The sequence below is a fragment of the Aeromonas sp. s13 genome (assembly GCF_040907905.1).
Classification (GTDB): domain Bacteria; phylum Pseudomonadota; class Gammaproteobacteria; order Enterobacterales; family Aeromonadaceae; genus Aeromonas; species Aeromonas veronii.
This window is the reverse complement of sequence record NZ_JBFOCS010000040.1, coordinates 127,264-153,499: the sequence shown is the minus strand read 5'-3', so window position 1 is coordinate 153,499 and position 26,236 is coordinate 127,264. Positions and strand designations below refer to the sequence as shown.

The window sequence follows — 26,236 nt, the reverse complement described above, 5'->3', positions numbered from 1 at the left end:
CGCGACCCTTGATCCACTTACGCGTACAGCGGGTTGACCTTGTCGGCATCGATGCCGTACTTGGCGATGGCGTCGGCCACAACCTGCTTGTCTACCTCGCCGCGCTTGGCCAGTTCGGTCAGAGCAGCGACCACCACGTAGAACTCGTTCACTTCGAAGTGACGACGCAGGTTGGCACGGCTGTCGGAACGGCCATAACCGTCGGTACCCAGCACGCGGTAGTTCTCGGTCGGAACGAAGGCGCGAACCTGATCGGCGAAGGACTTCATGTAGTCGGTCGCAGCGATGGTGGCTTCGGAACCCAGTACCTGAGCGATGTAGGGAACACGCGCTTCAGAGGTCGGGTGCAGCATGTTCCAGCGATCCGCGTCCTGACCGTCACGAGCCAGCTCGTTGAAGGAGGTGACGCTGAACACATCGGAACCGATGCCGTACTCGCTGGCCAGGATCTGGGCAGCCTTGCGCACGTGACCCAGGATGGAACCACAACCCAGCAGCTGAACTTTCGCCTTGGCACCGGCGACGGATTCCAGCTTGTAGATACCCTTGCGGATGCCTTCCTCGGCGCCTTCCGGCATGGCCGGCATGGCATAGTTCTCGTTCAGGGTGGTGATGTAGTAGAACACGTTCTCCGGGTTCTCACCGTACATGCGGCGCAGGCCGTCCTGTACGATCACCGCCACTTCATAGGCGTAGGACGGGTCGTAGGAGATGCAGTTCGGGATGGTGTTCGCCAGGATGTGGCTGTGACCATCTTCGTGCTGCAGACCTTCGCCGTTCAGGGTAGTACGACCGGAGGTTGCACCCAGCAGGAAGCCACGGGCTTGCTGGTCACCGGCTGCCCACGCCATGTCGCCGATCCGCTGGAAGCCGAACATGGAGTAGTAGATGTAGAACGGGATCATCGGGCAGTCGTTGGTGCTGTAAGAGGTCGCAGCAGCCAGCCAGGAGGACATGGCGCCCAGCTCGTTGATACCGTCTTGCAGAACCTGACCCTGCTTGTCTTCCTTGTAGTAGGAGACGATGTCGCGGTCTTGCGGGGTGTACTGCTGACCGTGCGGGCTGTAGATACCGATCTGGCGGAACAGACCTTCCATACCGAAGGTACGGGCTTCGTCGGCCAGGATCGGAACGATACGCTTGCCGATGGACTTGTCTTTCAGCATCACGTTCAGGGAACGCACGAACGCCATGGTGGTGGAGATTTCGCGCGCCTGCTCACCCAGCAGCGGGCCGAAGGCATCCAGTGCCGGGATTTCCAGCTTGGTGGTGCTTTCGCGCAGACGGGTCGGCACATAGCCTTTCAGGGCGGTGCGACGGTCGTGCAGGTATTTGTGCTCGGCAGAACCGGCTTCGATCTTCAGATAAGGCAGATCGGCCAGCTGCTCGTCGGCCACCGGCAGGTTGAAGCGGTCACGCAGGTGACGCACGGAGTCCAGCTCCATCTTCTTGACCTGGTGAGCGATGTTCTTGCCTTCGGCCGCTTCACCCATGCCGTAACCCTTGATGGTCTTGGCCAGAATAACGGTCGGCTTGCCCTTGGTCTGGGTCGCCTTGTTGAATGCAGCGAACAGTTTGCGAGGATCGTGACCACCGCGGTTCAGAGCAAAGATCTCCTCGTCGGTCATGTCTTTGACCAGCGCGGCAGTTTCCGGGTAACGGTTGAAGAAGTGCTCGCGGATGTAGCCACCGTCGCGGGACTTCATGGTCTGGTAGTCACCGTCAACGGTCTCGTTCATCAGCTGGATCAGCTTGCCGGAAGTGTCTTTCTTCAGCAGCTCATCCCACTTGCGACCCCAGATCACCTTGGTCACGTCCCAACCGGCGCCAGCGAACAGGCCTTCCAGCTCGTTGATGACCTTGCCGTTACCGACAACCGGACCATCCAGACGCTGCAGGTTGCAGTTGACCACGAACACCAGGTTGTCGAGCTTTTCACGCACGGCAACGGTCAGGGCACCTTTGGCTTCCGGCTCGTCCATCTCGCCGTCACCCAGGAAGGCGTAAACGGTCTGCTCTGAGCAATCCTTGATACCACGGTCGGTCAGGTACTTCAGGAAGCGAGCCTGATAGATGGCGGCGATGGGGCCCAGACCCATGGATACGGTCGGGAACTGCCAGAAGTCCGGCATCAGTTTCGGGTGCGGATAGGAAGGGATACCCTTGCCATCCACTTCCTGACGGAAGTTGTCCAGCTGCTCTTCGGTCAGACGACCTTCAGCAAAGGCGCGAGCATAGATGCCCGGGGAGATATGACCCTGGAAGTAAACCAGATCGCCACCATCCTTCTCGTTGCGAGCACGGAAGAAGTGGTTGAAGCAGACATCATAGATGGTCGCAGAAGAAGCGAAGGAAGACATGTGACCACCCAGGTCCAGGTCTTTCTTGGACGCGCGCAGCACGATCATCATGGCGTTCCAGCGGATGATGGCGCGAATGCGGCGTTCCATCTCCAGGTCACCCGGGTAGTCCGGCTCGTCGCTGGACGGGATGGTGTTGATGTAATCGCGATTTGCCTTGGCAGCCACGTCCACACCGCTTACGCGGGCTTTCTCGGCCAACTGTTCAAGGATGAACTGAGCGCGTTGCGGACCCTCTTCACGCAGCAGGGATTCCAGAGAGGCAAGCCACTCCAGCGTTTCTATCGGGTCCACATCGTTCTTCAGGATATCAGACATGGCTGGTTCCTATGTTGTTGTGATTGCACGGCATTGCACGGCGAAGGGCGCAAGCATTCGACAATAAAGCCTTGTGGGATTAGTTTTCCTGCTGACGGATCCGACGCATGGATCGCTGGATCCGGCTGTCTTCCCTCTGCATATCCAACAAGGTGTCCTCGATAAAGGCCAGATGCTCATGACAAGCTGTTCTGGCCCGCTCCGGAGCCCCCGAAAGAATAGCCTCGATCAGATTCGCGCGATGGCGACGTATCTTGGCTACCACTCCCGGGCGGCGATTCAAAATCTCGTTATTCTGCAGAATGTTCTGTTCGAGCATCGGGCTCATGGCCCGTAGCAGGTGCAGCAGCACCACGTTGTGGGACGCCTCGGCCACAGCCAGATAAAACTGGGTCACGGCTGCCGATTCGGCCACCAGCGAGCCCAGCTGGCCCGCCTCTTCGATGGTGGTTTGCACCTGACGAATACGCTCGAAATCAGACCCGGTTCCCCGCAAGGCCGCGTAGTAGGCACAGATGCCTTCCAGCGCGTGGCGAAACTCCAGCAGGTCATACCGGGCTTCCGGGTGGGTACTGAGCAGTTCGAACAGAGGATCGGCGATCCCCTTGCTCAGGGCATTCTGCACATAAGTGCCGCCGCCCTGACGGCGATAAAGCAATCCGCGCGCTTCCAGTCGCTGGATGGCTTCGCGCAAGGAGGGGCGCGATACCTGAAACTGGATGGCGAGTTCCCGCTCAGGAGGCAATTTCTGCCCCGGCTGCAGGCTGCCTTCCAGAATCATCTGTTCCAGCTCGGCGACAATGGAGTCGGCCAACTTGGGTTGCGTAATCTTGCGATAGGGCATGAGGCTACTTTGTTAAATTGGTATTACCAATTTTATGGATGGGGCGAAAATTAGCAGAGGCCTTTTGAAAAGTCCACTCAAAAGATGATCTGAGTCAAGAATCACCCCCACCACTTAAGGGGTAAAGCAGGGGAAACATGATTTAGCTCATAGAAAATGGTCTGACCAATATTCTTGACCACGCTCACAAATAACATTTGCGCAACCAGAGACAAAAATGGCCTGCCAGATAGGCAAGCCATTGATTTTAAAATCCAAACTAAATTTGAATATTTACTTTAGCTGTTTAGTAGTTGCCGGTAGTAATCCCACTGGAAACTGGCTCCGGGATCCGTCTTGCGCCCTGGCGCGATATCGCAATGGCCGACAATTTTTTCGTGGGTGATAGCCGGATAGCGCTCCGAAATGGCTCGAGTGAGCCCTGCCAATGCCCGGTATTGAGCCTCGGTGTAGGGGATTTCGTCAGTCCCTTCCAGCTCGATGCCGATGGAGAAGTCATTGCATGCCTCCCTCCCCTGCCAGCTCGAGACACCTGCATGCCAGGCGCGCGCGCCAAACGGCACATACTGCACCAGCTCGCCATCACGGCGGATCAGGCAGTGTGCCGAAACCCGCAGCTGATGGATACCGGCAAAATAGGGATGAGCCTCGGGGTCGAGTCGCCCCATAAAGAGATCGTCGATAAAGGGGCCACCAAACTCCCCCGGCGGCAGGCTGATGCCATGCACCACCAGCAGGGAGATATCATCCGGCGCTGCCCGTTCGTTGTGATGGGGAGAAGGCACCCGGCGCGCCTGCTGGCACCAGCCAGCGGCATCGATAGAGAAACAAGGTTGCGAAGCGAGTTGAGTCATCGGCTACTCGAGTTGGCTGATAAATGGCGAGAAAACGAAGATACCTGATAGGCAAGCCGGCACCAACTCACTGAATCAACGGGAAATGGTATGTTAGGCTGAGTCATCTTCCGCTCGATATGGATGGGGTATGCAGCACACGGCACGCTGGATGTGGTTACTGGCCTGGCTCTCTTTGATGGGCCTGCTGACCCTCTATTTTCACTCCCGCAACCAACCAAGCGTCACCGCCAGCGGCGAGCTGTTGCTGCGAGCCGACCAGAGCGGCCACTATCGTCTGGAGGGTGCCATCAACGGCCAGCCGGTGCAACTGCTGCTCGATACCGGCGCCACTCGCATCACCATCCCGCAGCAGGTTGCCGAGCGGCTCGGCCTGACCGCTCATGGCAGCAGCCAGGTCAATACCGCTGCGGGGCAGATACGGGTCGGCAACGGCACCATCGAAACGCTGGCGATGGGGCCATTGACCTTGTACGATCTGGCCATCTTTATCAATCCGGCGGCAGACGGTGACGAAGTGCTGGTTGGCATGAACGCCCTCGGTCGGCTGGAGCTGGTTCAAAAGGAGCGGCAACTGCTGCTCAGACCCTTGCAGGAATAAGGCATGTTTCAACAGGATGTCAGCCGCGCCGTGCGCGCCGCACTACTCGAAGATCTGGGCGATGCCCTCACCGCGCTGGACCAACCGGACGCCAGCGCCGATATCACCGCACAACTGATCCCGGCCGACCGGATGGCCAGCGCCCGGGTTATCACCCGTGAAGCCGGCGTATTCTGCGGCCAGCCTTGGGTGGATGAAGTCTTCCTGCAACTGAAGGCCCAGCTCGGTGGCGAAGTGAAGGTGGAGTGGAAGGTGCAGGATGGGGAAGTGCTCTCCCCCAATCAGGAGCTTTTTCGCCTCCATGGCCCTGCCCGCCTGCTGCTGACTGGCGAGCGCAATGCGCTGAACTTTGTCCAGACCCTCTCCGGCGTCGCTACCCTCACCGCCCGCTATGTGGCAGAGCTGGAGGGCACCGACTGCCGTCTGCTCGACACCCGCAAGACCATCCCAGGACTGCGCACCGCCCAGAAGTACGCGGTCACCTGCGGCGGTGGCAAGAATCACCGCATCGGCCTCTACGACGCTTACCTCATCAAAGAGAACCATATCCTCGCCTGTGGCGGCATTGCCGAGGCGATTAATGAAGCTCGCCATCTCAATCCGGGCAAACCGGTGGAGGTGGAAGTGGAATCACTGGCAGAACTCGAACAGGCGCTGGCGGCAAAGGCCGATATCGTGATGCTCGACAACTTCGACGTGACCATGATGCGCGAAGCCGTCGCCATCAATCAGGGCCGCGCCAAGCTGGAAGTCTCCGGCAATGTGACGCTGGACACTCTGGCCGAGTTTGCGGCCACCGGCGTCGATTTTATCTCGGTCGGGGCGCTCACCAAGCATGTGCGGGCGCTCGATCTCTCCATGCGCTTTATCCAACAATGAGATTCATCCCGCAGGCCTGAGCAAATACTCGACCTAACCGGATAAACAACTTGCAAAAGGCGCCATGGGCGCCTTTTCTTTATGCAGGATCCCTCAGCAAAGGAGTGTAATGACGGACCCGCTTTCACCCGTAACAAAGAGTCATAAGAAGCCACTTATTTTATGACTCGCATCAAGTTTTTGGTAAATGACATGAAAGTGGTTAACAAAGGCAGCAATCTCTGTTGCCACCCCTGACAGCTCGGATAAGATACTGACGTTCGGACGATTTTCTACCGACACTTCCCAGGAACCAAGGATAAAAGGATATTTTCCATGAAGAGCGAAATGAAGAAACAATCGGGTTTTACCCTTATTGAACTGATGATCGTGGTCGCGATCGTGGCCATTCTGGCGGCAGTAGCACTGCCGGCGTACCAGACCTACACCAAAAAAGCTAAGTTTACTGAAGTAGTGGCGGCTACTGGAGCTTATAAAACTGCAATTGAAATTTGTGCGCAAACAACAGGTGCAGCCTCGGGAGCACTAAGCACCTGTGATGCGGGGTCCAATGGTGTACCCTCCAATCTTACAGCTGGGACAGGAGAGGTTAAAAGTGTTGAGGTAAGTGATACAACCAACGCTATAACCGCAACCGGTAAAGAAGCTACTTTTGGTACTGGCATGACATATATCTTAACACCGAGTGTTGAGACTGATGGCAAAGTAACATGGGCAGCATCTGGGGCCTGCAAAACGAGTGGCCTCTGCTAAAGCTATAGCATGACCTCTAGTCCTAATAGCGGCCTGGCGTTAAGCCTGGCCGCCTCTTCACTGATCAGTGAAGAGGATTCCCAGCGCTATCTGAGCCAGGCCAAGGCCCAGCGCAAACCCTTTGTGACATTTCTGATAGAGAACGAGATCCTCGACAGCAAGGCGCTCGCCGATTTTTGCGAGCTGGAGTATGGGGTACCTCTGCTGGATCTTGCCGCCTTCGACTTGGCCGAGATCCCGCAGAAGTACCTCAATCAGAAGCTGATTGAGAAGCACCACGTCCTCCCTATCTACACTCAGGGCCACACCCTCTATATCGCCATGTCGGATCCGACCAATGTCTCGGCGTTGGAGGACTTTGGCTTCAGCTTCGGGCTACATACCGAAGCGCTGCTGGTGGAGGAGAACAAGCTCACCGCCGCCATCGGCAAGCTGCTGGAGAGCGAAAATGACGCCCTCGGCATGGAGGATATCGACGAGTCCGAGATTTCGGATCTCGAGGTCTCCGACGAGAACAGCCGGCTGGACGAGAGCGTCAATACCGCCGATGACGATGCCCCCATCGTCAAGTACATCAACAAGATCCTGATGGATGCCATCAAGCGCGGCGCCTCCGACCTGCACTTCGAGCCCTATGAGTTCAAGTATCGGGTGCGCTTTCGCATCGACGGCATTCTGCATGAAATCGCTACGCCGCCGGTCAACCTCTCCAACCGCTTCTCCGCCCGCCTCAAGGTCATGGCGCGGCTCGATATTGCCGAGCGGAGGCTGCCACAGGATGGCCGCATCAAGCTGAAGCTGTCGCGCAACAAGTCGATGGATATGCGGGTCAACACCCTGCCCACCATGTGGGGGGAGAAGATCGTTATCCGTCTGCTCGACTCCTCGGCGGCACGCCTCAATATCGAGCAACTCGGCTTTGATGACCGGCAGAAGGCGCAGTACCTGCGCGCCCTCTCCAAGCCACAGGGGATGATCCTGGTGACTGGCCCCACCGGCTCGGGTAAAACGGTCTCGCTCTATACCGGCCTCAATATTCTCAACACCACCGAGGTCAATATCTCTACCGCCGAAGATCCGGTGGAGATCAACCTGCCCGGCGTCAATCAGGTGCAGGTCAATCCCAAGGCGGGGCTCACCTTTGCCAGCGCCCTGCGCTCCTTCTTGCGGCAAGACCCGGATGTGGTGATGGTGGGTGAAATTCGCGATCTCGAAACCGCCGAAATCGCCATCAAGGCGGCACAGACCGGCCACCTGGTGCTCTCCACCCTGCATACCAACTCCGCCGCAGAGACCCTGACCCGGATGATGAACATGGGGGTTCCGGCCTTCAACATCGCCTCCTCGGTCACCCTGATCATGGCCCAGCGGTTGGCCCGTAAACTGTGCGACCACTGCAAGGCGCCGGAAGTGGTGCCGGAAGCCGAACTGCTGGAGCTGGGCTTTACGCCGCAGCAGCTGGCAGCCGGACTGCGACTGTTCAAACCGGTCGGTTGCAAAGAGTGTTCCGGCGGCTACAAGGGGCGGGTCGGTATCTACGAAATCATGCTGATGTCGGAGAACATCGCCAAATTGATCATGCAGGGGGCTAACTCGCTGCAAATCGCGGCAATTGCCCAGAAGGAGGGGATGCGTACCCTGCGTACCTCGGGGCTGGAGAAAGCCCGACTCGGGGTCACCAGTCTGGCCGAGGTCAACCGGGTCACAACCAACTGATCCGTGTGACGGCACAACCCGCCGGTTTGGTTGGCAGAACGCATCATTCTGCCCACAAACTCGGTATGGATGGCAACCCGAACGACAGAATAATCAAGCATTAAAGTGACCGGGCTGGCGCCAAGAAGGCACCCCCTATCAGTACCCCGCAGGCATCAAGCCAGCCGGGCACCTTGACCAGGTTGGTGACGTGCAAAGCCAGGCTCTGACAACCAACCCCATTGCAGGATGCAAAGATGGCAACCCTAACGAAAAAGAACAATGCCCCCAAGAAAGTCTTCGCCTTCCGCTGGCACGGGGTTAATCGCAAGGGGCAGAAGGTCTCCGGCGAGCTGCAGGCCGACAGTATCAACACCGTCAAGACCGAACTGCGCAAGCAGGGAGTCAACGTCACCAAGGTAGCCAAGAAATCCCAGGGGCTCTTCTCCAAGGGCGGCGCCAAGATCAAACCGATGGATATCGCCATCGTCTCACGCCAAATAACTACCATGCTCTCCGCCGGTGTACCGCTGGTGCAGAGCCTGCAGATCATCGCCCGCAGTCACGAGAAAGCCTCGATGCGCGAGCTGATGGGGCAGATTGCCGCCGATGTGGAGACAGGCACCCCCATGTCGGAGGCACTGCGCCGCCATCCCCTCTACTTTGATGATCTCTATTGCGATCTGGTGGAAGCCGGTGAGCAATCCGGTGCGCTGGAGACCATCTACGACCGTATCGCCACCTATCGGGAAAAGTCGGAAGCGCTCAAATCGAAGATCAAGAAGGCGATGTTCTACCCCACCATGGTCATTCTGGTCGCCATTGTGGTCACCTCCATCCTGCTGCTGTTCGTCATTCCGCAGTTCGAGGATATCTTCAAGAGCTTTGGCGCCGAGCTGCCGGTGTTCACCCAGTTTGTTATCGGCATCTCTCGCTTTATGCAGAACTGGTGGTATGTCTTCTTTGGTGGCACCGCCCTTGGCATCTTCCTCTATGTGCGGGCCTGGCGGGCCTCCCAGAAGGTGAAAGACAATACCGACAAGTTCGTCCTCACCATTCCGGTGGTCGGAATGATCCTGCACAAGGCGGCGATGGCTCGCTTTGCACGCACCCTGTCGACCACCTTCTCCGCCGGTATCCCGCTGGTGGATGCGCTGATTTCGGCGGCAGGGGCCTCCGGCAACTATGTCTATCGCACCGCGGTGATGGCGATCCGCAACGAGGTGGTGGCCGGTATGCAGATCAACGTTGCAATGCGCACCGTCGATCTCTTCCCCGACATGGTGATCCAGATGGTGATGATCGGTGAGGAGTCCGGTGCCATCGATGATATGCTCTCCAAGGTCGCCACCATCTTCGAACAGGAGGTGGATGATCTGGTCGATGGCCTCACCAGCCTGCTGGAACCCCTCATCATGGTGGTGCTCGGGGTGCTGGTCGGCGGCATGGTTATCGCCATGTACCTGCCCATCTTCAAGCTTGGCGACGTGGTAGGCTGATTTATCAGGGCATGGCACCACAACCATGCCCTCCCCCTCATTCAATAACTGACGGTTGGTTATGACACTTCTTCTCGAGCTGGCTCACAGCTTGCCCTGGCTCTACTTCTCGCTGGTTTTTCTCTTCTCCCTGATGATCGGCAGCTTCCTTAACGTGGTCATCCACCGCTTGCCCATCATGCTGGAACGGGAGTGGCAGGCCGAATATCGCAGCTACTTCACCCCTGATGAGGAGGCCACTGCGCCAGAGTGCTACAACCTGATGGTGCCGCGCTCCGCATGCCCTCACTGTGGCCACGCCATCACTGCGCTGGAGAACATCCCGCTGTTGAGCTGGATCTGGCTCAAAGGGCGTTGCCGCGACTGTCAGGCCCCCATCTCGGCCCGCTATCCGCTGGTAGAGCTGCTGACCGCCCTGCTCTCGGTGGCCGTTGCCATGGTCATAACGCCGGGCTGGGGTACGTTGGCCGCCCTGTTGCTGACCTGGGTGCTGGTCGCCCTCACCTTTATCGATCTCGACAAGATGTTGCTGCCCGACCAGCTCACCCTGCCACTGCTGTGGGGCGGGCTGCTGTTCAACCTGGCAGGTGGCTTCGTCCCCTTGGCTGATGCCGTGATCGGCGCCATGGCGGGCTATCTGGTGCTCTGGAGCCTCTACTGGGCCTTCAAGCTGCTCACTGGCAAGGAGGGGATGGGCTATGGCGACTTCAAGCTGCTGGCGGCGCTGGGCGCCTGGCTCGGTTGGCAGGCGCTGCCCATAATTCTGCTGCTCTCATCTCTGGTCGGTGCCGTGATCGGCATCAGCCTGATCGCCTTGCACAAACATCATCAGGGCAAGCCCATCCCCTTCGGCCCCTACCTCGCCATTGCGGGCTGGATTGCGCTGCTATGGGGCGATACCATCACCCGCTGGTATCTCTCGACCCTGCTTTGAGCAAGAGGCCCCCATGTATGTAGTTGCTATCACAGGTGGTATCGGCAGCGGCAAGACCACTATCGCCAATCAGTTTGCCGCGCTGGGTATCGAGGTGGTGGATGCCGATGTGATCGCCCGCGAGGTCGTAGAGCCGGGCACCCCGGCCCTTGCCGCCATCGCCGACCATTTTGGCCCGGATGTGATTGATCCGAGCGGCCAACTCGACCGTCGCGCCCTGCGCGAGCGGGTCTTCAGTGACCCGCAGGCCAAGGGGTGGCTCAATGCCCTGCTCCACCCGCTGATTCGCAGCGAAATGCTGCGCCAATGTGCCGCGGCCAGTTCTCCTTACTGCCTGCTGGTGGTGCCGCTGCTGGTGGAGAACAAACTCACTGGCCTCGCCAACCGTGTGTTGGTGGTCGATGTGGATGAAGCCACCCAGATTGAGCGCACCTGTCGCCGTGATGGGGTATCGGCCGAGCAGGCCCGGGCCATCATCGCCGCCCAAGCGAGTCGGGTGGAACGCCTCGCTGCGGCGGATGATGTCATCGAAAACCACAATGGCAGCGAAATGGCGATTAAAACGCGGATTTTGGCACTGCACGAGACATATCTGGCAATTGCCTCTCAACAAGGCCGCCAAGTGTGAGTACACTAGGCCGGTTTATGGCTGGCCAGGATTAGGCATGATTTACGATTTTCCCCTCAATGAAAAAAGCCGGACCTATCTTCGTCTGGAGTCCCTGTTTTCCCAGATCCGCGACAATCTGGAGAGTGAACAATCCTGGGCACATATCGCCTTCTTCAAGGGGCTGTTCGATCTGCAGGAGTTGCTTGAGCGTGGTGACCTGCGCGCCGACCTCATCAAGGATCTGGAACGTCTCGGCCAGCGTCTGAGCCACTGGGCCAGCCTGCCCGACGTCGATCTGGAGCAGATCAAACTGATGCAGCAAGAGAGCAGCCAGCTCTCCCGCAACCTGCTCAATTCGCCACGCCCGGGTGCCCGCCTGAAAGAGGATCGTCTGCTCGGCTCCATCCGCCAGCGCTTCTCCATCCCGGGTGGTCTGTGTGCCTTCGATGTGCCGCAGCTGCACCACTGGCTCGGAACCCCGGCCATCACCCGTCACCAGCAGATGCAGGGCTGGCTGAGCGATATCAACCTGCTGATGAATGCTATCACTCTGCTGCTGCGCCTGTGGCGCGAATCAGGCAGCTTCAGCGAGCAGGTTGCCAGCAATGGTTTCTTCCAGGACACCGCCGAGAGCGCCGAGCTGATCCGCATCAAGCTGCCGGGCAATCTGTTCTGCTACCCGACCCTGAGCGGCCACAAGAACCGCTTCGCCCTGCGCTTTCTGCCTACCGCAGAACAGCCGATTGGCGACGTGCCGTTCCAGCTCGCCTGCTGCTAAGGAGGGCTTATGGTCACCAAGGTAAAGTGTCCGACCTGTCAGAGCGAAGTGGAGTGGGGCCCGCAGAGTCCGTTCCGCCCTTTCTGCAGCAAGCGCTGCCAGCTGATCGATCTCGGCGAATGGGCCGATGAAGAGAAGCGGATCCCGGGGGAGATCAACCCGGACCTGCTGCCGGAGCCGGAAGAGGGTGACCAGTGGCTATAAGCCTCCGGTCACTCACCTCTGCAATATGAAAAAGGGCCGATTGGCCCTTTTTTCATGCTTGTTGATTACTACCGGCTCACACCAGCAGACCTTGAAGCCGAGCTACAATCGGGCCATTGGCATCGGGGAAGTGGTAGTTGTTCAGCTCGGCCACCGGCACCCACAGGCACTCCTGCCCCTCTTTGCCGAACGGCTCACCGCTGAAACGGGTCACCTTCCAGATATCCAGCAACACCTGCTTCTCGGGGTAGTCGTGCTGCAGCTCCATAAAGGGGGCACAATCCAATACCCGGATGCCGATCTCTTCCCACAGCTCCCGATCCAGTGCGGTGAGCAGATCCTCGCCCGACTCGACCTTGCCACCGGGAAACTCCCAGCGATCCCCCTGATGGCGATCGGAGGAGCGTCTGGCGATGAAGATATCGCCCCGTTCATTCTCGATGACGCCAACCGCCACCCAGATCCGTTTTTTCTGTTCCATCTTGGTACCTTTACACGCGATACATGACCGGGCCGTTCGATGAACCCAACCTCCGGCTGGGTAAGCGACCGATGAAGCCTGATATCCGATAATCCTTTGCAAAGTGGCGCTACTACAGTGACTTCGCCACCTTCTGACAAAAACAAGGCGGGCACTTGGCCCGCCTGTTATGGCATAGCGTCGATCAGGTCAACTGACCGTGGCAGTGCTTGTACTTCTTGCCAGAGCCGCACGGGCAGGGATCGTTGCGACCGACTTTCTGCTCGTCACGTACGAAGGTGGTGTGCCCCTCTTCGCCTGCGGCCTGTTCATCGGCCAGCTGGCTCTCGGCAGCGGCGTGGGTATAGGTGCGGGGAGCGGCTTCCGCCTGCTGACGCTGCTGCTCTTCCATCGCTTCCACATCGCGCTCCTGCACCTGAACACGGCTCAGGATGCTGACCACGTCGCGCTTGAGGGTTTCCAGCATCTGGGTGAACAGATCGAAGGATTCGCGCTTGTACTCCTGCTTGGGGTTCTTCTGGGCGTAACCGCGCAGATGGATGCCCTGACGCAGGTGATCCATGGCCGCCAGATGCTCTTTCCACAGACCATCCAGAGTTTGCAGCATCACCGCTTTCTCGAAGTTGCGCAGCACCTCTTTACCGACCAGCTCTTCCTTGTGGGCATAGAGCTTGGTGGCTTCATCCAGAATGCGCTCGCGCAGCTTCTCTTCGTACAGCTTGTCATCTTCCGCCAGCCACTGTTGCAGCGGCAGATCCAGCGCGAAGTCCGCCTTCAGGCGCGCTTCCAAGCCCGGCACATCCCACATCTCTTCCAGAGACTGGGGCGGGATGTATTCGTCGATCACTGCGCCGTAGACGTCGTCACGGATAACGTGAATGGTCTCGGAAATGTCGTTGGTATCCAGCAGCTCGTTGCGCTGCTCGTAGACCACCTTGCGCTGGTCGTTGGCAACGTCATCAAACTCCAGCAAGCTCTTGCGGATGTCGAAGTTGCGACCTTCCACCTTGCGCTGAGCGTTTTCGATCGCCTTGGTGACCCACGGGTGCTCGATGGCTTCGCCCTCTTCCATGCCCAGCTTCTTCATCATGCCGGTCACGCGATCGGAGGCGAAGATCCGCATCAGGGTATCTTCCATGGAGAGGTAGAAACGGGAGGAGCCCGGGTCACCCTGACGACCGGAACGGCCGCGCAGCTGGTTGTCGATACGACGGGATTCGTGACGCTCGGTACCGATAATGTGCAGACCACCGGCGGCCAGCACCGCATCGTGACGCACCTGCCAGGCTGCTTTCAGCTCGGCAATCTGCTCGCAGGTCGGGTTCTCCAGCTTGGCAATCTCTGCCTGCCAGTTACCGCCCAACACAATGTCGGTACCACGACCGGCCATGTTGGTCGCGATGGTAACCGCACCAGTCTGACCTGCCTGGGCAACGATCTCCGCTTCCATGGCGTGGAACTTGGCGTTCAGCACCTTGTGCGGGATCTTCTCCTTGGTCAGGATGCCGGAGAGCAGCTCGGAGTTCTCGATAGAGACGGTACCAACCAGTACAGGCTGGCCCTTGGCCACACACTGACGGATATCTTCGATGATGGCGGCATACTTCTCATTGGCGGTCAGGTAGACCAGATCGCCCATGTCTTTGCGCACCATCGGCTTGTTGGTCGGGATAACCACGGTATCCAGGCCATAAATCTGCTGGAATTCAAAGGCTTCGGTATCCGCAGTACCGGTCATGCCCGCCAGCTTGTTGTAGAGACGGAAGTAGTTCTGGAAGGTGATGGATGCCAGCGTCTGGTTCTCGTTCTGGATCTTCACCCCTTCCTTCGCTTCAACGGCCTGATGCAGACCATCGGACCAGCGACGACCCGGCATGGTACGGCCGGTGTGCTCGTCGACGATGACGATCTCGTCTTTCTGGACGATGTAGTCGACGTTGCGCTCGAACAGGGTGTGAGCACGCAAACCCGCATTGACGTGGTGCAGCAGGCTGATGTTGGAGGCGGAGAACAGGGAGTCGTTCTCGTCCAACAGCCCCTCTTTCTTGAGCAGCTCTTCCACGAAGATCTGACCGTTTTCGGTCAGCAGGGCCTGACGGTTCTTCTCGTCCACCGTGTAGTGACCGTCACCGGTGTACTCTTCGGTGTCTTCCTTGTCCTGCTTGACCAGCAGCGGGATCAGCTTGTTGACGCGGATATAGAGCTCGGAGCTGTCTTCGGCCGGACCGGAGATGATGAGCGGAGTCCGGGCTTCATCGATAAGCACCGAGTCCACCTCATCCACCAGCGCGTAGTTGAGCGGGCGCTGTACGCGCTGCTCCGGCGAGAACGCCATGTTGTCGCGCAGGTAGTCGAAACCGAATTCGTTGTTGGTACCGTAGGTGATGTCTGCGGCATAGGCGTCACGCTTCTGGGATGCGTCCATACCGGGCACGTTGCAATCGACGGTCATGCCGAGGAAGGCAAACAGCGGGCGGTTCGCCTCCGCATCACGCTTGGCCAAATAGTCGTTCACCGTCACGACGTGCACACCGCGGCCGCTCAGGGCGTTCAGGTAAGCTGGCAAAGTCGCCGTAAGAGTCTTACCTTCACCGGTTTTCATTTCCGCGATGCGGTTGGAGTTCAGCACCATGCCGCCGATCAGCTGCACGTCGAAGTGGCGCATGCCAAACACCCGCTTGGAGGCTTCACGCACGGTCGCGAACGCTTCCGGCAGCAACTGCTCCAGGGTCTCACCCTGCTCGATACGCTGACGATATTCAGCCGTTTTGGCCTGCAACTCGGCATCGGACAGAGCCTCGAACTGCGGCTCCATGGCATTGATCTGTTTTACAATTTTGCGCAAAGCCTTGAGCGTTCTGTCGTTCCGGCTGCCGATAATCTTGGTAAGCAGTGTGCTAATCATGGGTACCAACTATTTCTGGTTATAAAAGCGTTCCGTCACTGGAACCTGAAGAAAAAAACCTAACCCCGTCTGGCACTGAGAAAGCGTGCGGGGTTGACCTGACGACCATCTTTCAACACTTCGTAATGCAGATGGACCCCGGTCGCGCGACCGGTGCGTCCCATCAAGGCAATCTTCTGACCCTGATCAACCAGGGTGCCCACCTCGACCAGCAACTTGGAGTTGTGGGCATAGCGGGTGACCAGGCCATTGCCGTGATTAATCTCCACCATATTGCCAAATTCCGGATGACGGCCCGCCCAGCTGACAATGCCGGGCCCGGTGGCCAGAATCGGGGTTCCGGGTTTGCCACGGAAATCGACCCCTTTGTGCATCTTGGCACGCCCGTTGAACGGATCGACCCGTCCACCAAACCCGGACGAGACCCAAACTCGCTCCTGTTTGACTGGCGTGCCGGAAATAAAACCGGCATCGGTGATATGGTGATTCATGATGAAAGATTCAAGTACCGACAGCTGCTCTTCGCGGCTGCTGAGCTGCTGGCTGAGGTGTTTCATCGAGGCCTGCAGCTCGTTGAGGCTCACTTCCAGCTCTTCATCATAAGAAGGGCCGCCCATGGGGGGCAGCTCTTTGAAATTGAACTCGTCGGGATCGAGATCGGCCTGCTCGGTCAATCGTTCGCCGAGGGCATTGAGACGGCCAAGCTGGCCCTGCATGGTGCCTACCTGGGCAGCCAGCATTGCCAACTGTTCACGGGCTTCGTCGCCACTCTGGTCAACGGACTGTTGCTCGGCAACGGCAAGCGCCACTTCCAGCGCCTCCATTTTCTGGTGCCAGCTCTGCCAGAGCCAGCCGCCACCAAGGGCCAACAGGGAGAAGAGAATACCGCCGACCCAGGCCAGACGTTGTTTGGGCAGGTGCAACTTGCGTCGCTGCTTGCCGTGGAGGATCAGGGTAATGCTCATAGAAATCAGTCTGCTCGGTCAGGTGCGGCCAGGAGCCTGCACGGGAAATAAAACCGGGAGATAATCGGTATTAAAGGATGGAGTAAACAAATGACGGAACGTCGGTGCGGAGAGAGGACCGACGTTCCGTTGCACAGCTATCAGGCCAGAACCAGACCGTTATCGTAGTAAGCGATAGGCGCTTTGTCGCCCTCACCCTCGAAGGTCACCAGTTCCCAAGCCTCCTGCTCGGCCAGCAAGGCACGCAGCAGCTTGTTGTTCAGGGCATGCCCGGTCTTGTAGGCACGGAACTCACCGATGATGCTGCGGTTACACATATAGAGGTCACCGATCGCGTCCAGCATCTTGTGCTTGACGAACTCGTCCTCATAACGCAAACCGTCTTCGTTCAGCACCCGATAATCGTCCAGTACCACGGCGTTTTCCAGGCTTCCGCCCAGCGCCAGGTTCTGGGAACGCAGGTACTCGATATCACGCATGAACCCGAAGGTACGGGCACGGCTGATCTCTTTCACGAAGGAGGCACCGGAGAAATCCAGTACGCAGCGCTGATTGCGCCCTTCAAAGACCGGATGCTGGAAATCGATCTCGAGATCCATCTTGAAGCCGTTGCGATAGGGGTGGAATTCCGCCCACTTGTCGCCGTCTTCAACCCGGATGCTCTTCTTGATCCGCACAAACTGCTTGGCAGCATTCTGCTCACGGATCCCGACTTCCTGCAGCAGGTAGATAAAGGGATGCGCACTACCATCCATCACCGGGATCTCGGGCGCATCAACCTCAACGTAGAGGTTGTCGATCCCCATCCCGGCCAGCGCGGCGGAGAGGTGCTCAATGGTAGAGACACGGACACCGGCTTCGTTGACCAGAGCGGTACAGAGCACGGTATCGCGCACCTGATCGGCATTGGCTGGCAGCTCCACCACAGGATTCAGGTCGGTACGCAAGTAAACGATTCCTGTGTTCACAGGCGCCGGACGGAACGTCATGGTGACTTTCCGGCCCGAATGCAGGCCGACACCAGTCGCCTGTACACTCGTTTTCAAGGTTCTTTGTCTAATCATGGGTGTACCCTAAACAGCTTAAAATCCGGACCAGATGGTCGTTGGCAGGCCATCTTAGCACATTCCTTGAACAACAAACAAACGAGAGCCATAAGAGGCTTAGTCAGCTTGCTTGCGCAGGAACGCCGGAATATCCAGATAATCCGGTTCACGACGGGCTTGCGGCTCGGCGTTGACCACCTTGGCCGGGGCTTCGTCCATCACGCGGCCTTGCATCATGTCGCTAACCAGCGGCTGACGCACCGGGCGCTCTTGCACCTGGCTGCTCTTGACTAGCGTGATGTCCGGCTTGCGCTCGGCACCGATACCGGTAGCAACTACGGTCACACGCAGTTCATCGTGCATTTCCGGATCGATTACGGTACCCACAACTACAGTGGCGTTCTCGGAAGCGAAGGCCTTGACCGCGTTACCCACGGTTTCGAACTCTTCGATGGTCATGTCCATACCGGCGGTGATGTTGACCAGGATGCCACGGGCACCAGCCAGATCCACGTCTTCCAGTAGCGGGCTGGAGATAGCCTTCTCGGCCGCTTCTTCAGCACGGTCATCACCGGAAGCGGAACCGGTACCCATCATGGCGGTACCCATTTCACGCATCACAGTACGCACGTCCGCGAAGTCGACGTTGATCAAGCCCGGACGGGTGATCAGCTCGGCAATGCCCTGTACCGCGCCAAGCAGTACATCGTTGGCCGCCTTGAAGGCGTCCAGCAGGGAGATACCGCGACCCAGCACCTTCAGCAACTTGTCGTTGGGGATGGTGATCAGGGAGTCGACGTTCTTGGAGAGCTCTTCGATACCGTGCGCGGCGAAGCCCATCCGCTTCTTCCCTTCGAAGGAGAACGGCTTGGTCACCACAGCAACGGTCAGGATGCCCATCTCACGTGCCACTTCTGCCACGATCGGCGCAGCACCGGTACCGGTACCACCACCCATACCGGCGGCGATAAACACCATGTCGGAACCGGTCAGCAGCTCACGCAGCGCTTCGCGATCTTCCATGGCCGCATCACGACCCACTTCCGGATTGGCTCCGGCACCCAGACCCTTGGTGATGCCACCGCCGATCTGCAGGGTAGTGTTGGCGCTAGAGTTACGCAGTGCCTGGGCATCGGTGTTGACGGTAATGAACTCAACACCCTCAATATTTTGACGAACCATGTGTTCGACAGCGTTACCGCCGCCGCCACCTACACCGATCACTTTAATGACGGCTTCGTCAGTGTGGCTATCCATAAATTCAAACATGTTGTCTCTCCGCTTTATTTGCCTGACTCAGCAAAATTCTTAGAACTCGCCACGCAGCCAGTTGCTAACCCGTTTGACCAGGCCACCGACGCTTGCCTTGGCGGCATATTCTTTGTTGCTACCTGTGGCTTGATGGGTGCGGCCATATTGCAGCAACCCGACCGCAGTCGAGTACACCGGTGCCTGCACGTAATCACTCAAACCACGTATATTCATGGGCTCTCCCACCCGGACCTGGCTCTGGAAGATCTGCTCTGCACACTCCACAATGCCTTCAATCTGGGCAGCGCCGCCGGTCAAGACCACACCGGCTGCCAGCTGATGCTTGACCCCCTGCGCTTTCAACTCGCTTTGTACCCTCACCAGCTCATCATTCACCATGGAGAGCAACTCGGTGTAACGGGGCTCAATCACTTCAGCCAGTGTCTGCCGTTGCAGGCTGCGCGCCGGGCGACCGCCGACACTGGGTACTTCAATATTGTCTTCCTTGCTGACCAGACGACCGAGGGCGCAACCGTAGCGCACCTTGATCGCTTCCGCGTCGAGCGGCGGCGTGCCGAAGGCGTAGGCGATGTCGCTGGTCACAGTGCTGCCAGCATACGGGATCACCTTGGTGTGGCGCAGGGCACCGCCGGTAAACAGCGACATATCCATGGTGCCGCCACCGATGTCCACCACGCAGACACCCAGCTCTTTCTCGTCTTCGGTCAACACCGCATAGCTGGAGGCCAGCGCGGAGAAGATCAGTTGATCGACTCGCAGACCCACTTTCTCGACACACTTCTCGATGTTGCGGGCCATGTCGTTATGGCAGGTGATCAGGTGAACCTTGGCTGCCATCCGCACACCGGAGAGGCCAACCGGATTCTTGATCCCTTCCTGATAATCGATGGCAAACTCCTGAGGCAGCACATGCAGCACCCGCAACTCGTCGGAGAGGCGAACCGACTTGGCGGTGTGGATCACGTTGTCCACATCCTCCTGGGTCACCTCTTCATCGGAGATGGGCACCATACCGGTCTCGTTGCGGCAGTCAATATGCTTGCCGGACAACCCCAGATAGACCGAGCTGATCTGGCAATCTGCCATCATCTCGGCCTCTTCCACCGCGCGGCGCAGTGACTTGACCACGGAGTCGAGGTCATTGACCCCGCCCTTCTCCATTCCGCGAGAAGCGTGACTGCCCATACCGATGACGTTCAGTTCACCGTCCGGCAATACTTCCCCGACCAGAACCGCCACCTTGGTTGTGCCGATATCCAGTCCGACAATCAAATTCCTATCTGCGGTGTTGGTCATGCACTTTCTCTTCGCTCTTCTTCCAGCCAACTGCCATTCCGGTGTCATATCGAAGATCCACGTAGGCGACTTGCGCACGGGGTTCGATAACCGGGAAGGCATCGATAAACCGCTGCAACCGGAGCGCAATGTCATTGCGTCCCAGGAACAGCTTGATATTGCCATCCAGGGTCAGTTCCCAGGCATGGCGGGGGGTCAGATTCACCCCCAGCAACTTGTATCCCTTGGCAGCCAGTTGCGACTCGTACTGCCGACTCTCTTTCAACACCCGGGCGGCCTGATCATCCGGCCCTGACAGCTGCAATAGCGGCGTCTTGACCCGATCCGGGGCACTGAATACCTTGCCCTTGGTGTTGACGAAGCGGTTGCCATTCCAGCGCGCCGCCACATCTTGTTCTGTGAGGTAGATCTTGATCTTGTTCGGCCACTTCTTTCGTACCGAGACCGAGGCCACCCATGGCAAGGCATTGAGCCGTGCCTGCAATTCGTTGACGTCCAATTCGAAGAAGTTGCGCAGCTCGGCGCCATCCAGCACGGCCATCCGCAGCTCTTCGGTTTGCAAATACTGGTGTTGCCCCTGCAGCAACAGCTCGCTCATGGGCAACCGGTTGGCATCTGTCAGCCAACCTTTAACATCCAGCGCCGTCCGGTAGCAGCCCCATATCACCAGCAGGAAAAATGCTACCCCTGCGATGAAGCCACCCTTGGTGCGCCCCTGTGCCCTTGCCTCCACCCGATCGATCCCCGTGTAACGCGCTAAACCGGCCTTTGACAGACCGGTTCGCCATTATATAGGCCCCGGCTTGGCGGTCAAAATACTCATTGGGCCCTCAGGCGCCAGATTTCATGCTATCTATGCTCAATTTCATCTCTCCGAGACGACGGGCCAGTGCCCCGACGTTCCCGGCGCCTTGAGTCAGCACCAAATCCCCCTCGCCGATCAAGTCGGCCAGCACGGCTGGCACGTCATCTGGCGTGGCGACGAAGATGGGTTCCAGGTTGCCACGCGAGCGAATGGAGCGGCACAGTGCCCGTCCATCAGCGCCCGGGATCGGCTCCTCACCGGCAGCATAAACCTCCAGCATCACCAGCACGTCTACCTTCGAGAGCACATCGGCGAAGTCCTCGTAGAGGTCGCGGGTGCGGGTATAACGGTGCGGCTGGAACACCATCACCAGACGCTTCTCGGGCCAACCGGCACGGGCAGCATTGATCGTGACCTTCACTTCGCTCGGGTGGTGACCGTAATCGTCCACCAGCATCGCCTTGCCGCGACCGGTTTCAAACTCGCCATACTGCTGGAAGCGACGGCCAACACCTTCAAACTTGGCCAGTGCAGAGATGATGGCCTCATCGCTGACACCGTCCTCTGTCGCGACAGCTATCGCCGCTGCGGCGTTCAATGCGTTGTGAATACCCGGCAAATTGAGGGTCACCTGCAGCTCACCCGCCTCTTTGCGGCGAACACGGAAGCAGCTGTGGTTGGTGGTCTGGACAAAATCCAGCACCTGCACGTCGGCATCATCAGAGAGGCCGTAGGTCAGAGTCGGGCGGGCAATCTCGGGCAACATGCCACGGATCACCGGATCATCGATGCAGACCACCGCCAGTCCGTAGAAGGGCAGATTGTGCAGAAACTCGATGAAGGTGGCCTTCAGCTTGGAGAAATCACCGCCGTAGGTATCCATGTGATCCGCTTCGATGTTGGTCACGATAGAGACCATCGGCTGCAGATGCAGGAAAGAGGCGTCGCTCTCGTCCGCCTCAGCGATCAGGTAGCGGCTGCTGCCCAGTCGGGCATTGGTACCGGCACTGTTGAGCAGACCACCGATGACGAAGGTCGGATCGCGGTCGGCTTCGGCATAGATGCTCGCCACCAGACTGGTGGTGGTGGTCTTGCCGTGGGTACCGGCGATGGCGATACCGTGGCGGAAACGCATCAGCTCGGCCAGCATCTCGGCACGGCGCACCACCGGGATCCGCAGTTCGCGGGCAGCCAGCAGCTCCGGGTTGTCCTGCTTGATGGCAGTAGAGACCACCACCACGCTGGCACCCTCAACGTGTTCGGCACTGTGGCCGACGAAGATGTGCGCGCCCAGTCCGGCCAACCGCTCGGTCACGGCGTTGCGAGCCAGATCAGAACCCGTTACCTGATACCCTTCGTTGGCAAGCACTTCGGCGATACCGCCCATACCGGCACCACCGATGCCGATAAAGTGGATGCGACGCACGCGGCGCATTTCGGGGATCACAGTACGCAGTTTTGCCAGTTCAACCTTGGTCATAATCGTCTCTTTAGTCTGCCGCAGGCCATGTGCCGTCAAAGCGCGGCTGCACGGCGGCATCAATACATACAAGTACAAGGCTGCCCGGAGTCACCGCTGCAACCTTGCTCATCAATCTTTACCACGCTGCCCGGTTGCGAGCTGTTTGCACTCATCTGCAACCCGCTCGGCCGCATCGGTGATGGCGACGCGGCGAGCCGCTTTCGCCATGTTAAACAGGGTCTCCCTGCGACCAGCCAGCCAGGTCAGGCGCGCCGCCAGTGAGGCGGTATTCAGCTCGGACTGGGGCAGAAACTCGGCCGCTCCGCCGTCGACCAGGGTCAGGGCGTTACGGGTCTGGTGATCATCCACCGCATGGGGCAGCGGCACGAAAATGGCAGCTACACCGGCGGCAGCCACTTCGGAAACAGTCAGCGCACCGGCACGGCAGACCACCAGGTCGGCCCAGGCGTAGGCGCTGGCCATATCCTTGATAAATTCGCTCACCTCGGCATTTATGCCGTGCTGGGCATAGGCAGCAGACACTGTCTCGGCATTGCCCTTGCCACACTGGTGACGCACTTCAATGGGCACGCCGGATGCTGCCACCGCAGCAGGTACCTGCTCGTTGAGCACCCGCGCCCCCAGACTGCCGCCGACGATCAGCAGATGCAGTGGCTCATCCCCGCTGCGCAGTTGCGGATCCGGCAGAGCGACCACTTCGGGACGCACCGGATTACCGACCACGGCGGTGCGACGGCTCGGCGCGAAGGCGCCCGGAAATGCCATCAACACCCGCCTGGCGATACGGGCCAGCAACTTGTTGGTCATGCCGGCAGCGGCATTCTGCTCATGGAGCAGCAGCGGGATGCCGGAGAACCAGGCCGCCACGCCACCCGGGCCGGAAGCAAAACCGCCCATGCCGAGCACCACATCAGGGCGAACGGTCTTGAGCACCTGACGCGCCTGCAGGATCGATTTGACGATGCGATAGGGCGCCACCAGCAGTCGTTTGATGCCGTTGCCACGCACCCCCTGAATATCGATGAAGGAGATGGGATAACCGTGGGCGGGCACCAGCTCCGCCTCCATCCGGTCGGCAGTGCCGAGCCAGTGGACAGTCCAGCCCTGGGCCTTCAGGCGATCGGCCACGGCCAGACCGGGGAACACATGCCCACCGGTACCACCCGCCATCACCAACAGAGTCTTGCTCACTAAACCTCCCGCACGCGCGCCTGGGCTGTCGCCTGACGCAACTCAAAATCGATTCGAATCAACATGCTCACCGCCACCGACATGATGATGAGACTGGAACCACCGTAACTGACCAGCGGCAGGGTCAAGCCCTTGGTTGGCATCATGCCACTGGCCGCGCCGACGTTGACGAAGGTCTGGAAGCTGAACCAGATGCCGATGCCGATCGCCAGATAACCGTCATAGAGCCGCTCTGCCACCAACGCACGATGCCCCAGCTTGAGCGCCTTGACCGCCAACGCAAAAATCAGGAACAGGGCGCCCAGCACCCCGACGTAACCCAGCTCTTCACCGAGGATCGCAAACACGAAGTCGGTGTGCGCTTCCGGCAGGTATTCCATCTTCTGGATAGAGTTGCCAAGCCCTTCGCCAAACCAGCTGCCACGACCAAACGCCATTAGCGACTGGGTCAACTGGTAGCCGCTGCCGAATGGATCGGCCCAGGGATCCATAAAGGAGGTCACCCGCCGCATCCGGTAGGGCTCGACGATGATCAGCATCACCACCGAGCCGAGGCCCGCGCCGATCAGGGTCAAAAACTGCCCCAGTCGGGCACCGGCCAGAAACAGCATGCCGAACGAGGTAACGAACATCACCACGGTGGAACCCAGGTCAGGCTGCAACAGCAGCAAGACCGCCAGCACCCCGAACACTGCCAGCGGTTTCAGGAAGCCGATCCAGGCTTCGCGCACTTCGCTCTGGCGCCGCACCAGATAACCGGCCAGATAGACAAACAGCGCCAGCTTGCCAAACTCGGCAGGCTGCAGGTTGAAGGGGCCAAGCGGCAACCAGCGCACCGCACCGTTAACGTTGCGGCCCACCAGTAGCACCAGCACCAGCATCAAGATCGCCAGCAGCAGCATGGGGCCGTTGTGCTGTTGCCAGCGCGCCATCGGCACCTGCAACACAAACCAGGAGATACCGAGCGCCATCACCAGAAACAGGGCGTGACGCTTCACAAACATGAAGGGGTCATCTCCCAGCGCAATCCCTTCGGGGATCGACGCCGAGGCCACGATGACAACCCCGACCGCCATCAGGGAGAGCGCCAGCAGTACCAGCTGCCGATCGTAGAGACCGGCAGGGCGTGCCGGTAACAACCAGCGCTGGAACAGACCTGCTGCTGCGCGAAGGGCGTTCATAGTGCCAGCACCATCTCGGTGAAGCGATCGCCGCGCACCTCGAACGACTTGAACTGATCGAGGCTGGCACAGGCTGGCGCCAGCAGCACCCAGTCACCGGGCTTGGCATCGGCCGCCGCTTTGGCAACCGCAGCGGCCAGGTCGGCCACCCGTTCGGTCTGCTCGCCCAGTGCCAGCAGCACCTCGGCATCCTGACCGAAGCAGTACATGTGATCGATCTGGTTGCCCAGCAGCGCCTGGATCGGGCCAAAATCCTGCCCCTTGCCCTGACCACCGGCCAGCAACAGCAGGCGCCCCTTGACCGACTCGCGCACACCGGCAACGGCAGCCAGCGTGGCTCCCACGTTGGTGGCCTTGGAGTCGTTGATCCAGCGCACCCCGTTCACCTCGCGTACGAAGCGGGCACGGTGTGGCAAGCCCTCGAAACGACGCAGCACGGTAAGCTGAGCCGCACGAGGAATGCCGACCGCATCGCACAGCGCCATGGCGGCCAGCGCGTTGGCCTGATTGTGGGCACCGACGATCTTCATCTCGTCTACCGCCAGCAGTGGTTCACCGTGCAGGGTCAGCCAGTGGCGGCCATCCAGCAGGCAACGGCCATAGCCATTGCAATCGAGACCAAAGCTCTGCCACACCTGACCCACATCGGGCAGGGTCTGGGCATCGTCACGATTGACCAGAATGTGTTTGGAGTGCTGATGGATCTCCATCTTGGCGGCGCGATAGTCGGCCATGCCCTGATAACGATCCATGTGATCTTCTGAGAGGTTCAGCACCACGGAGGCGGCAGCACGCAAACTGTGAGTAGTTTCCAACTGGAAGCTGGAAAGCTCCAGCACGCAGAGATCCATCGGCTGCTTGAGCAGCTCCAGCGCAGGCGTGCCGATATTGCCGCCCACACCGACATTGAGACCGGCTTCGGCAATCATCTCGCCCACCAGGGTAGTAACCGTGCTCTTGCCGTTCGAGCCGGTGATGGCGATGACCGGGGTCTGGGTCTCGCGCACAAACAGCTCGATATCACCGACGATCTGCACGCCACACTCGGCAGCGGCTTTCAGTTCGGGGGTCGCCAGCGCGATACCCGGGCTCGCGACGATCATGTGCGCCTGCTTGAGCAGCGCCTCGTCGAGACCGTGAATGAGCTCTACCTCAAGCGGCAGTTGATCCTTGCCGGGCGGGTTGGCACGGGTATCCATCACCAATGGCGTCACGCCACGGCCGAGGAAGTAATCGACACAGGATAGTCCGGTTTTGCCCAATCCGATGATGATGACCATGG

Annotated in this window: 23 protein-coding genes; 9 read left to right on the top strand and 14 right to left on the bottom strand. The window is 59.1% G+C overall.

Translation table 11 applies throughout. The features are described from left to right. Positions 1–17: 17 nt before the first annotated feature. The 3 genes from aceE to ampD form a co-directional block, all read right to left on the bottom strand. On the bottom strand, positions 18–2,678 hold the full coding sequence (aceE, locus tag AB5Y82_RS07375; RefSeq protein WP_040068936.1) for a pyruvate dehydrogenase (acetyl-transferring), homodimeric type: 2,661 nt from the start codon (positions 2,676–2,678) through the stop codon (positions 18–20). A gap of 79 nt (positions 2,679–2,757) precedes the next feature. After that, on the bottom strand, positions 2,758–3,522 hold the full coding sequence (pdhR, locus tag AB5Y82_RS07370) for a pyruvate dehydrogenase complex transcriptional repressor PdhR (RefSeq protein ID WP_159144446.1): 765 nt from the start codon (positions 3,520–3,522) through the stop codon (positions 2,758–2,760). Positions 3,523–3,800: 278 nt separating this feature from the next. Next, the gene (gene ampD, locus AB5Y82_RS07365; RefSeq protein WP_069554218.1) at positions 3,801–4,376 is read right to left on the bottom strand and encodes a 1,6-anhydro-N-acetylmuramyl-L-alanine amidase AmpD; all 576 of its coding nucleotides are present in this window, start codon (positions 4,374–4,376) and stop codon (positions 3,801–3,803) included. Positions 4,377–4,506: 130 nt separating this feature from the next. Between ampD and AB5Y82_RS07360 the strand changes: the two genes are divergently transcribed. The 9 genes from AB5Y82_RS07360 to yacG all read left to right on the top strand — a co-directional run bounded on the left by AB5Y82_RS07360 (position 4,507) and on the right by yacG (position 12,329). Further along, entirely contained in the window at positions 4,507–4,977 is a 471-nt protein-coding gene (locus AB5Y82_RS07360) for a TIGR02281 family clan AA aspartic protease (protein ID WP_040068932.1), read from the top strand. Positions 4,978–4,980: 3 nt separating this feature from the next. Beyond that, on the top strand, positions 4,981–5,856 hold the full coding sequence (gene nadC / locus AB5Y82_RS07355) for a carboxylating nicotinate-nucleotide diphosphorylase (protein ID WP_042053539.1): 876 nt from the start codon (positions 4,981–4,983) through the stop codon (positions 5,854–5,856). 327 nt (positions 5,857–6,183) lie between these two features. After that, the gene (tapA, locus tag AB5Y82_RS07350) at positions 6,184–6,609 is read left to right on the top strand and encodes a type IVa pilus major pilin TapA (protein WP_082182205.1); all 426 of its coding nucleotides are present in this window, start codon (positions 6,184–6,186) and stop codon (positions 6,607–6,609) included. A 9-nt stretch (positions 6,610–6,618) separates the two neighbouring features. After that, on the top strand, positions 6,619–8,325 hold the full coding sequence (tapB, locus tag AB5Y82_RS07345) for a PilB family type IVa pilus assembly ATPase TapB (protein WP_005336134.1): 1,707 nt from the start codon (positions 6,619–6,621) through the stop codon (positions 8,323–8,325). 236 nt (positions 8,326–8,561) lie between these two features. Then, a complete protein-coding gene (locus AB5Y82_RS07340) occupies positions 8,562–9,803 on the top strand; it encodes a type II secretion system F family protein (protein WP_005336136.1) in 1,242 nt (413 codons plus the stop codon). 61 nt (positions 9,804–9,864) lie between these two features. Next, positions 9,865–10,737: an A24 family peptidase gene (locus AB5Y82_RS07335; RefSeq protein WP_368173807.1), complete on the top strand. Its 873-nt coding sequence runs from the start codon at positions 9,865–9,867 to the stop codon at positions 10,735–10,737. A gap of 13 nt (positions 10,738–10,750) precedes the next feature. Further along, positions 10,751–11,365 (top strand): dephospho-CoA kinase, encoded by a 615-nt coding sequence (gene coaE / locus AB5Y82_RS07330; protein ID WP_368173806.1) that lies wholly within the window; start codon positions 10,751–10,753, stop codon positions 11,363–11,365. 37 nt (positions 11,366–11,402) lie between these two features. Further along, positions 11,403–12,125 (top strand): cell division protein ZapD, encoded by a 723-nt coding sequence (gene zapD / locus AB5Y82_RS07325; protein WP_005336141.1) that lies wholly within the window; start codon positions 11,403–11,405, stop codon positions 12,123–12,125. A gap of 9 nt (positions 12,126–12,134) precedes the next feature. Continuing rightward, entirely contained in the window at positions 12,135–12,329 is a 195-nt protein-coding gene (yacG, locus tag AB5Y82_RS07320) for a DNA gyrase inhibitor YacG (protein WP_005336142.1), read from the top strand. A 76-nt stretch (positions 12,330–12,405) separates the two neighbouring features. Here yacG and mutT read toward each other — a convergent pair whose 3' ends face one another. From mutT to murD, 11 genes are all read right to left on the bottom strand, one after another. Continuing rightward, complete coding sequence (mutT, locus tag AB5Y82_RS07315) at positions 12,406–12,810, bottom strand: 8-oxo-dGTP diphosphatase MutT (RefSeq protein WP_368173805.1); 405 nt, start codon at positions 12,808–12,810, stop codon at positions 12,406–12,408. 184 nt (positions 12,811–12,994) lie between these two features. Further along, the gene (gene secA / locus AB5Y82_RS07310; protein ID WP_368173804.1) at positions 12,995–15,715 is read right to left on the bottom strand and encodes a preprotein translocase subunit SecA; all 2,721 of its coding nucleotides are present in this window, start codon (positions 15,713–15,715) and stop codon (positions 12,995–12,997) included. Between the two features lie 59 nt (positions 15,716–15,774). After that, positions 15,775–16,680, bottom strand: a complete 906-nt coding sequence (locus AB5Y82_RS07305) for a M23 family metallopeptidase (RefSeq protein WP_005355107.1) — start codon at positions 16,678–16,680, stop codon at positions 15,775–15,777. 140 nt (positions 16,681–16,820) lie between these two features. Beyond that, positions 16,821–17,744, bottom strand: a complete 924-nt coding sequence (gene lpxC, locus AB5Y82_RS07300) for a UDP-3-O-acyl-N-acetylglucosamine deacetylase (protein WP_005336146.1) — start codon at positions 17,742–17,744, stop codon at positions 16,821–16,823. 99 nt (positions 17,745–17,843) lie between these two features. Further along, positions 17,844–18,995: a cell division protein FtsZ gene (gene ftsZ / locus AB5Y82_RS07295; protein ID WP_005336147.1), complete on the bottom strand. Its 1,152-nt coding sequence runs from the start codon at positions 18,993–18,995 to the stop codon at positions 17,844–17,846. A 39-nt stretch (positions 18,996–19,034) separates the two neighbouring features. Continuing rightward, positions 19,035–20,294 (bottom strand): cell division protein FtsA, encoded by a 1,260-nt coding sequence (ftsA, locus tag AB5Y82_RS07290; RefSeq protein ID WP_005336148.1) that lies wholly within the window; start codon positions 20,292–20,294, stop codon positions 19,035–19,037. Beyond that, complete coding sequence (locus tag AB5Y82_RS07285; protein WP_005336149.1) at positions 20,275–21,027, bottom strand: cell division protein FtsQ/DivIB; 753 nt, start codon at positions 21,025–21,027, stop codon at positions 20,275–20,277. Before AB5Y82_RS07285 ends, ftsA begins: the two co-directional genes overlap by 20 nt. 97 nt (positions 21,028–21,124) lie before the next feature. Then, positions 21,125–22,579 (bottom strand): UDP-N-acetylmuramate--L-alanine ligase, encoded by a 1,455-nt coding sequence (murC, locus tag AB5Y82_RS07280; RefSeq protein ID WP_005336150.1) that lies wholly within the window; start codon positions 22,577–22,579, stop codon positions 21,125–21,127. Positions 22,580–22,690: 111 nt separating this feature from the next. Beyond that, positions 22,691–23,773 carry an undecaprenyldiphospho-muramoylpentapeptide beta-N-acetylglucosaminyltransferase gene (gene murG, locus AB5Y82_RS07275; protein WP_058057545.1) on the bottom strand — a complete coding sequence of 361 codons (1,083 nt, stop codon included), beginning with the start codon at positions 23,771–23,773 and terminating at the stop codon, positions 22,691–22,693. Beyond that, positions 23,773–24,954 carry a cell division protein FtsW gene (ftsW, locus tag AB5Y82_RS07270; RefSeq protein ID WP_005336154.1) on the bottom strand — a complete coding sequence of 394 codons (1,182 nt, stop codon included), beginning with the start codon at positions 24,952–24,954 and terminating at the stop codon, positions 23,773–23,775. Before ftsW ends, murG begins: the two co-directional genes overlap by 1 nt. Next, positions 24,951–26,234: a UDP-N-acetylmuramoyl-L-alanine--D-glutamate ligase gene (murD, locus tag AB5Y82_RS07265; protein ID WP_100652531.1), complete on the bottom strand. Its 1,284-nt coding sequence runs from the start codon at positions 26,232–26,234 to the stop codon at positions 24,951–24,953. Before murD ends, ftsW begins: the two co-directional genes overlap by 4 nt. Between the last annotated feature and the right edge of the window lie 2 nt (positions 26,235–26,236).

What these genes read in the sequence shown, in the direction of transcription:
- aceE (WP_040068936.1), bottom strand. Translation starts at nt 2,678, where the DNA reads ATGTCTGATATCCTGAAGAACGATGTGGACCCGATAGAAACGCTGGAG.
- pdhR (WP_159144446.1), bottom strand. Translation starts at nt 3,522, where the DNA reads ATGCCCTATCGCAAGATTACGCAACCCAAGTTGGCCGACTCCATTGTC.
- ampD (WP_069554218.1), bottom strand. Translation starts at nt 4,376, where the DNA reads ATGACTCAACTCGCTTCGCAACCTTGTTTCTCTATCGATGCCGCTGGC.
- AB5Y82_RS07360 (WP_040068932.1), top strand. Translation starts at nt 4,507, where the DNA reads ATGCAGCACACGGCACGCTGGATGTGGTTACTGGCCTGGCTCTCTTTG.
- nadC (WP_042053539.1), top strand. Translation starts at nt 4,981, where the DNA reads ATGTTTCAACAGGATGTCAGCCGCGCCGTGCGCGCCGCACTACTCGAA.
- tapA (WP_082182205.1), top strand. Translation starts at nt 6,184, where the DNA reads ATGAAGAAACAATCGGGTTTTACCCTTATTGAACTGATGATCGTGGTC.
- tapB (WP_005336134.1), top strand. Translation starts at nt 6,619, where the DNA reads ATGACCTCTAGTCCTAATAGCGGCCTGGCGTTAAGCCTGGCCGCCTCT.
- AB5Y82_RS07340 (WP_005336136.1), top strand. Translation starts at nt 8,562, where the DNA reads ATGGCAACCCTAACGAAAAAGAACAATGCCCCCAAGAAAGTCTTCGCC.
- AB5Y82_RS07335 (WP_368173807.1), top strand. Translation starts at nt 9,865, where the DNA reads ATGACACTTCTTCTCGAGCTGGCTCACAGCTTGCCCTGGCTCTACTTC.
- coaE (WP_368173806.1), top strand. Translation starts at nt 10,751, where the DNA reads ATGTATGTAGTTGCTATCACAGGTGGTATCGGCAGCGGCAAGACCACT.
- zapD (WP_005336141.1), top strand. Translation starts at nt 11,403, where the DNA reads ATGATTTACGATTTTCCCCTCAATGAAAAAAGCCGGACCTATCTTCGT.
- yacG (WP_005336142.1), top strand. Translation starts at nt 12,135, where the DNA reads ATGGTCACCAAGGTAAAGTGTCCGACCTGTCAGAGCGAAGTGGAGTGG.
- mutT (WP_368173805.1), bottom strand. Translation starts at nt 12,810, where the DNA reads ATGGAACAGAAAAAACGGATCTGGGTGGCGGTTGGCGTCATCGAGAAT.
- secA (WP_368173804.1), bottom strand. Translation starts at nt 15,715, where the DNA reads ATGATTAGCACACTGCTTACCAAGATTATCGGCAGCCGGAACGACAGA.
- AB5Y82_RS07305 (WP_005355107.1), bottom strand. Translation starts at nt 16,680, where the DNA reads ATGAGCATTACCCTGATCCTCCACGGCAAGCAGCGACGCAAGTTGCAC.
- lpxC (WP_005336146.1), bottom strand. Translation starts at nt 17,744, where the DNA reads ATGATTAGACAAAGAACCTTGAAAACGAGTGTACAGGCGACTGGTGTC.
- ftsZ (WP_005336147.1), bottom strand. Translation starts at nt 18,995, where the DNA reads ATGTTTGAATTTATGGATAGCCACACTGACGAAGCCGTCATTAAAGTG.
- ftsA (WP_005336148.1), bottom strand. Translation starts at nt 20,294, where the DNA reads ATGACCAACACCGCAGATAGGAATTTGATTGTCGGACTGGATATCGGC.
- murC (WP_005336150.1), bottom strand. Translation starts at nt 22,579, where the DNA reads ATGACCAAGGTTGAACTGGCAAAACTGCGTACTGTGATCCCCGAAATG.
- ftsW (WP_005336154.1), bottom strand. Translation starts at nt 24,954, where the DNA reads ATGAACGCCCTTCGCGCAGCAGCAGGTCTGTTCCAGCGCTGGTTGTTA.
- murD (WP_100652531.1), bottom strand. Translation starts at nt 26,234, where the DNA reads ATGGTCATCATCATCGGATTGGGCAAAACCGGACTATCCTGTGTCGAT.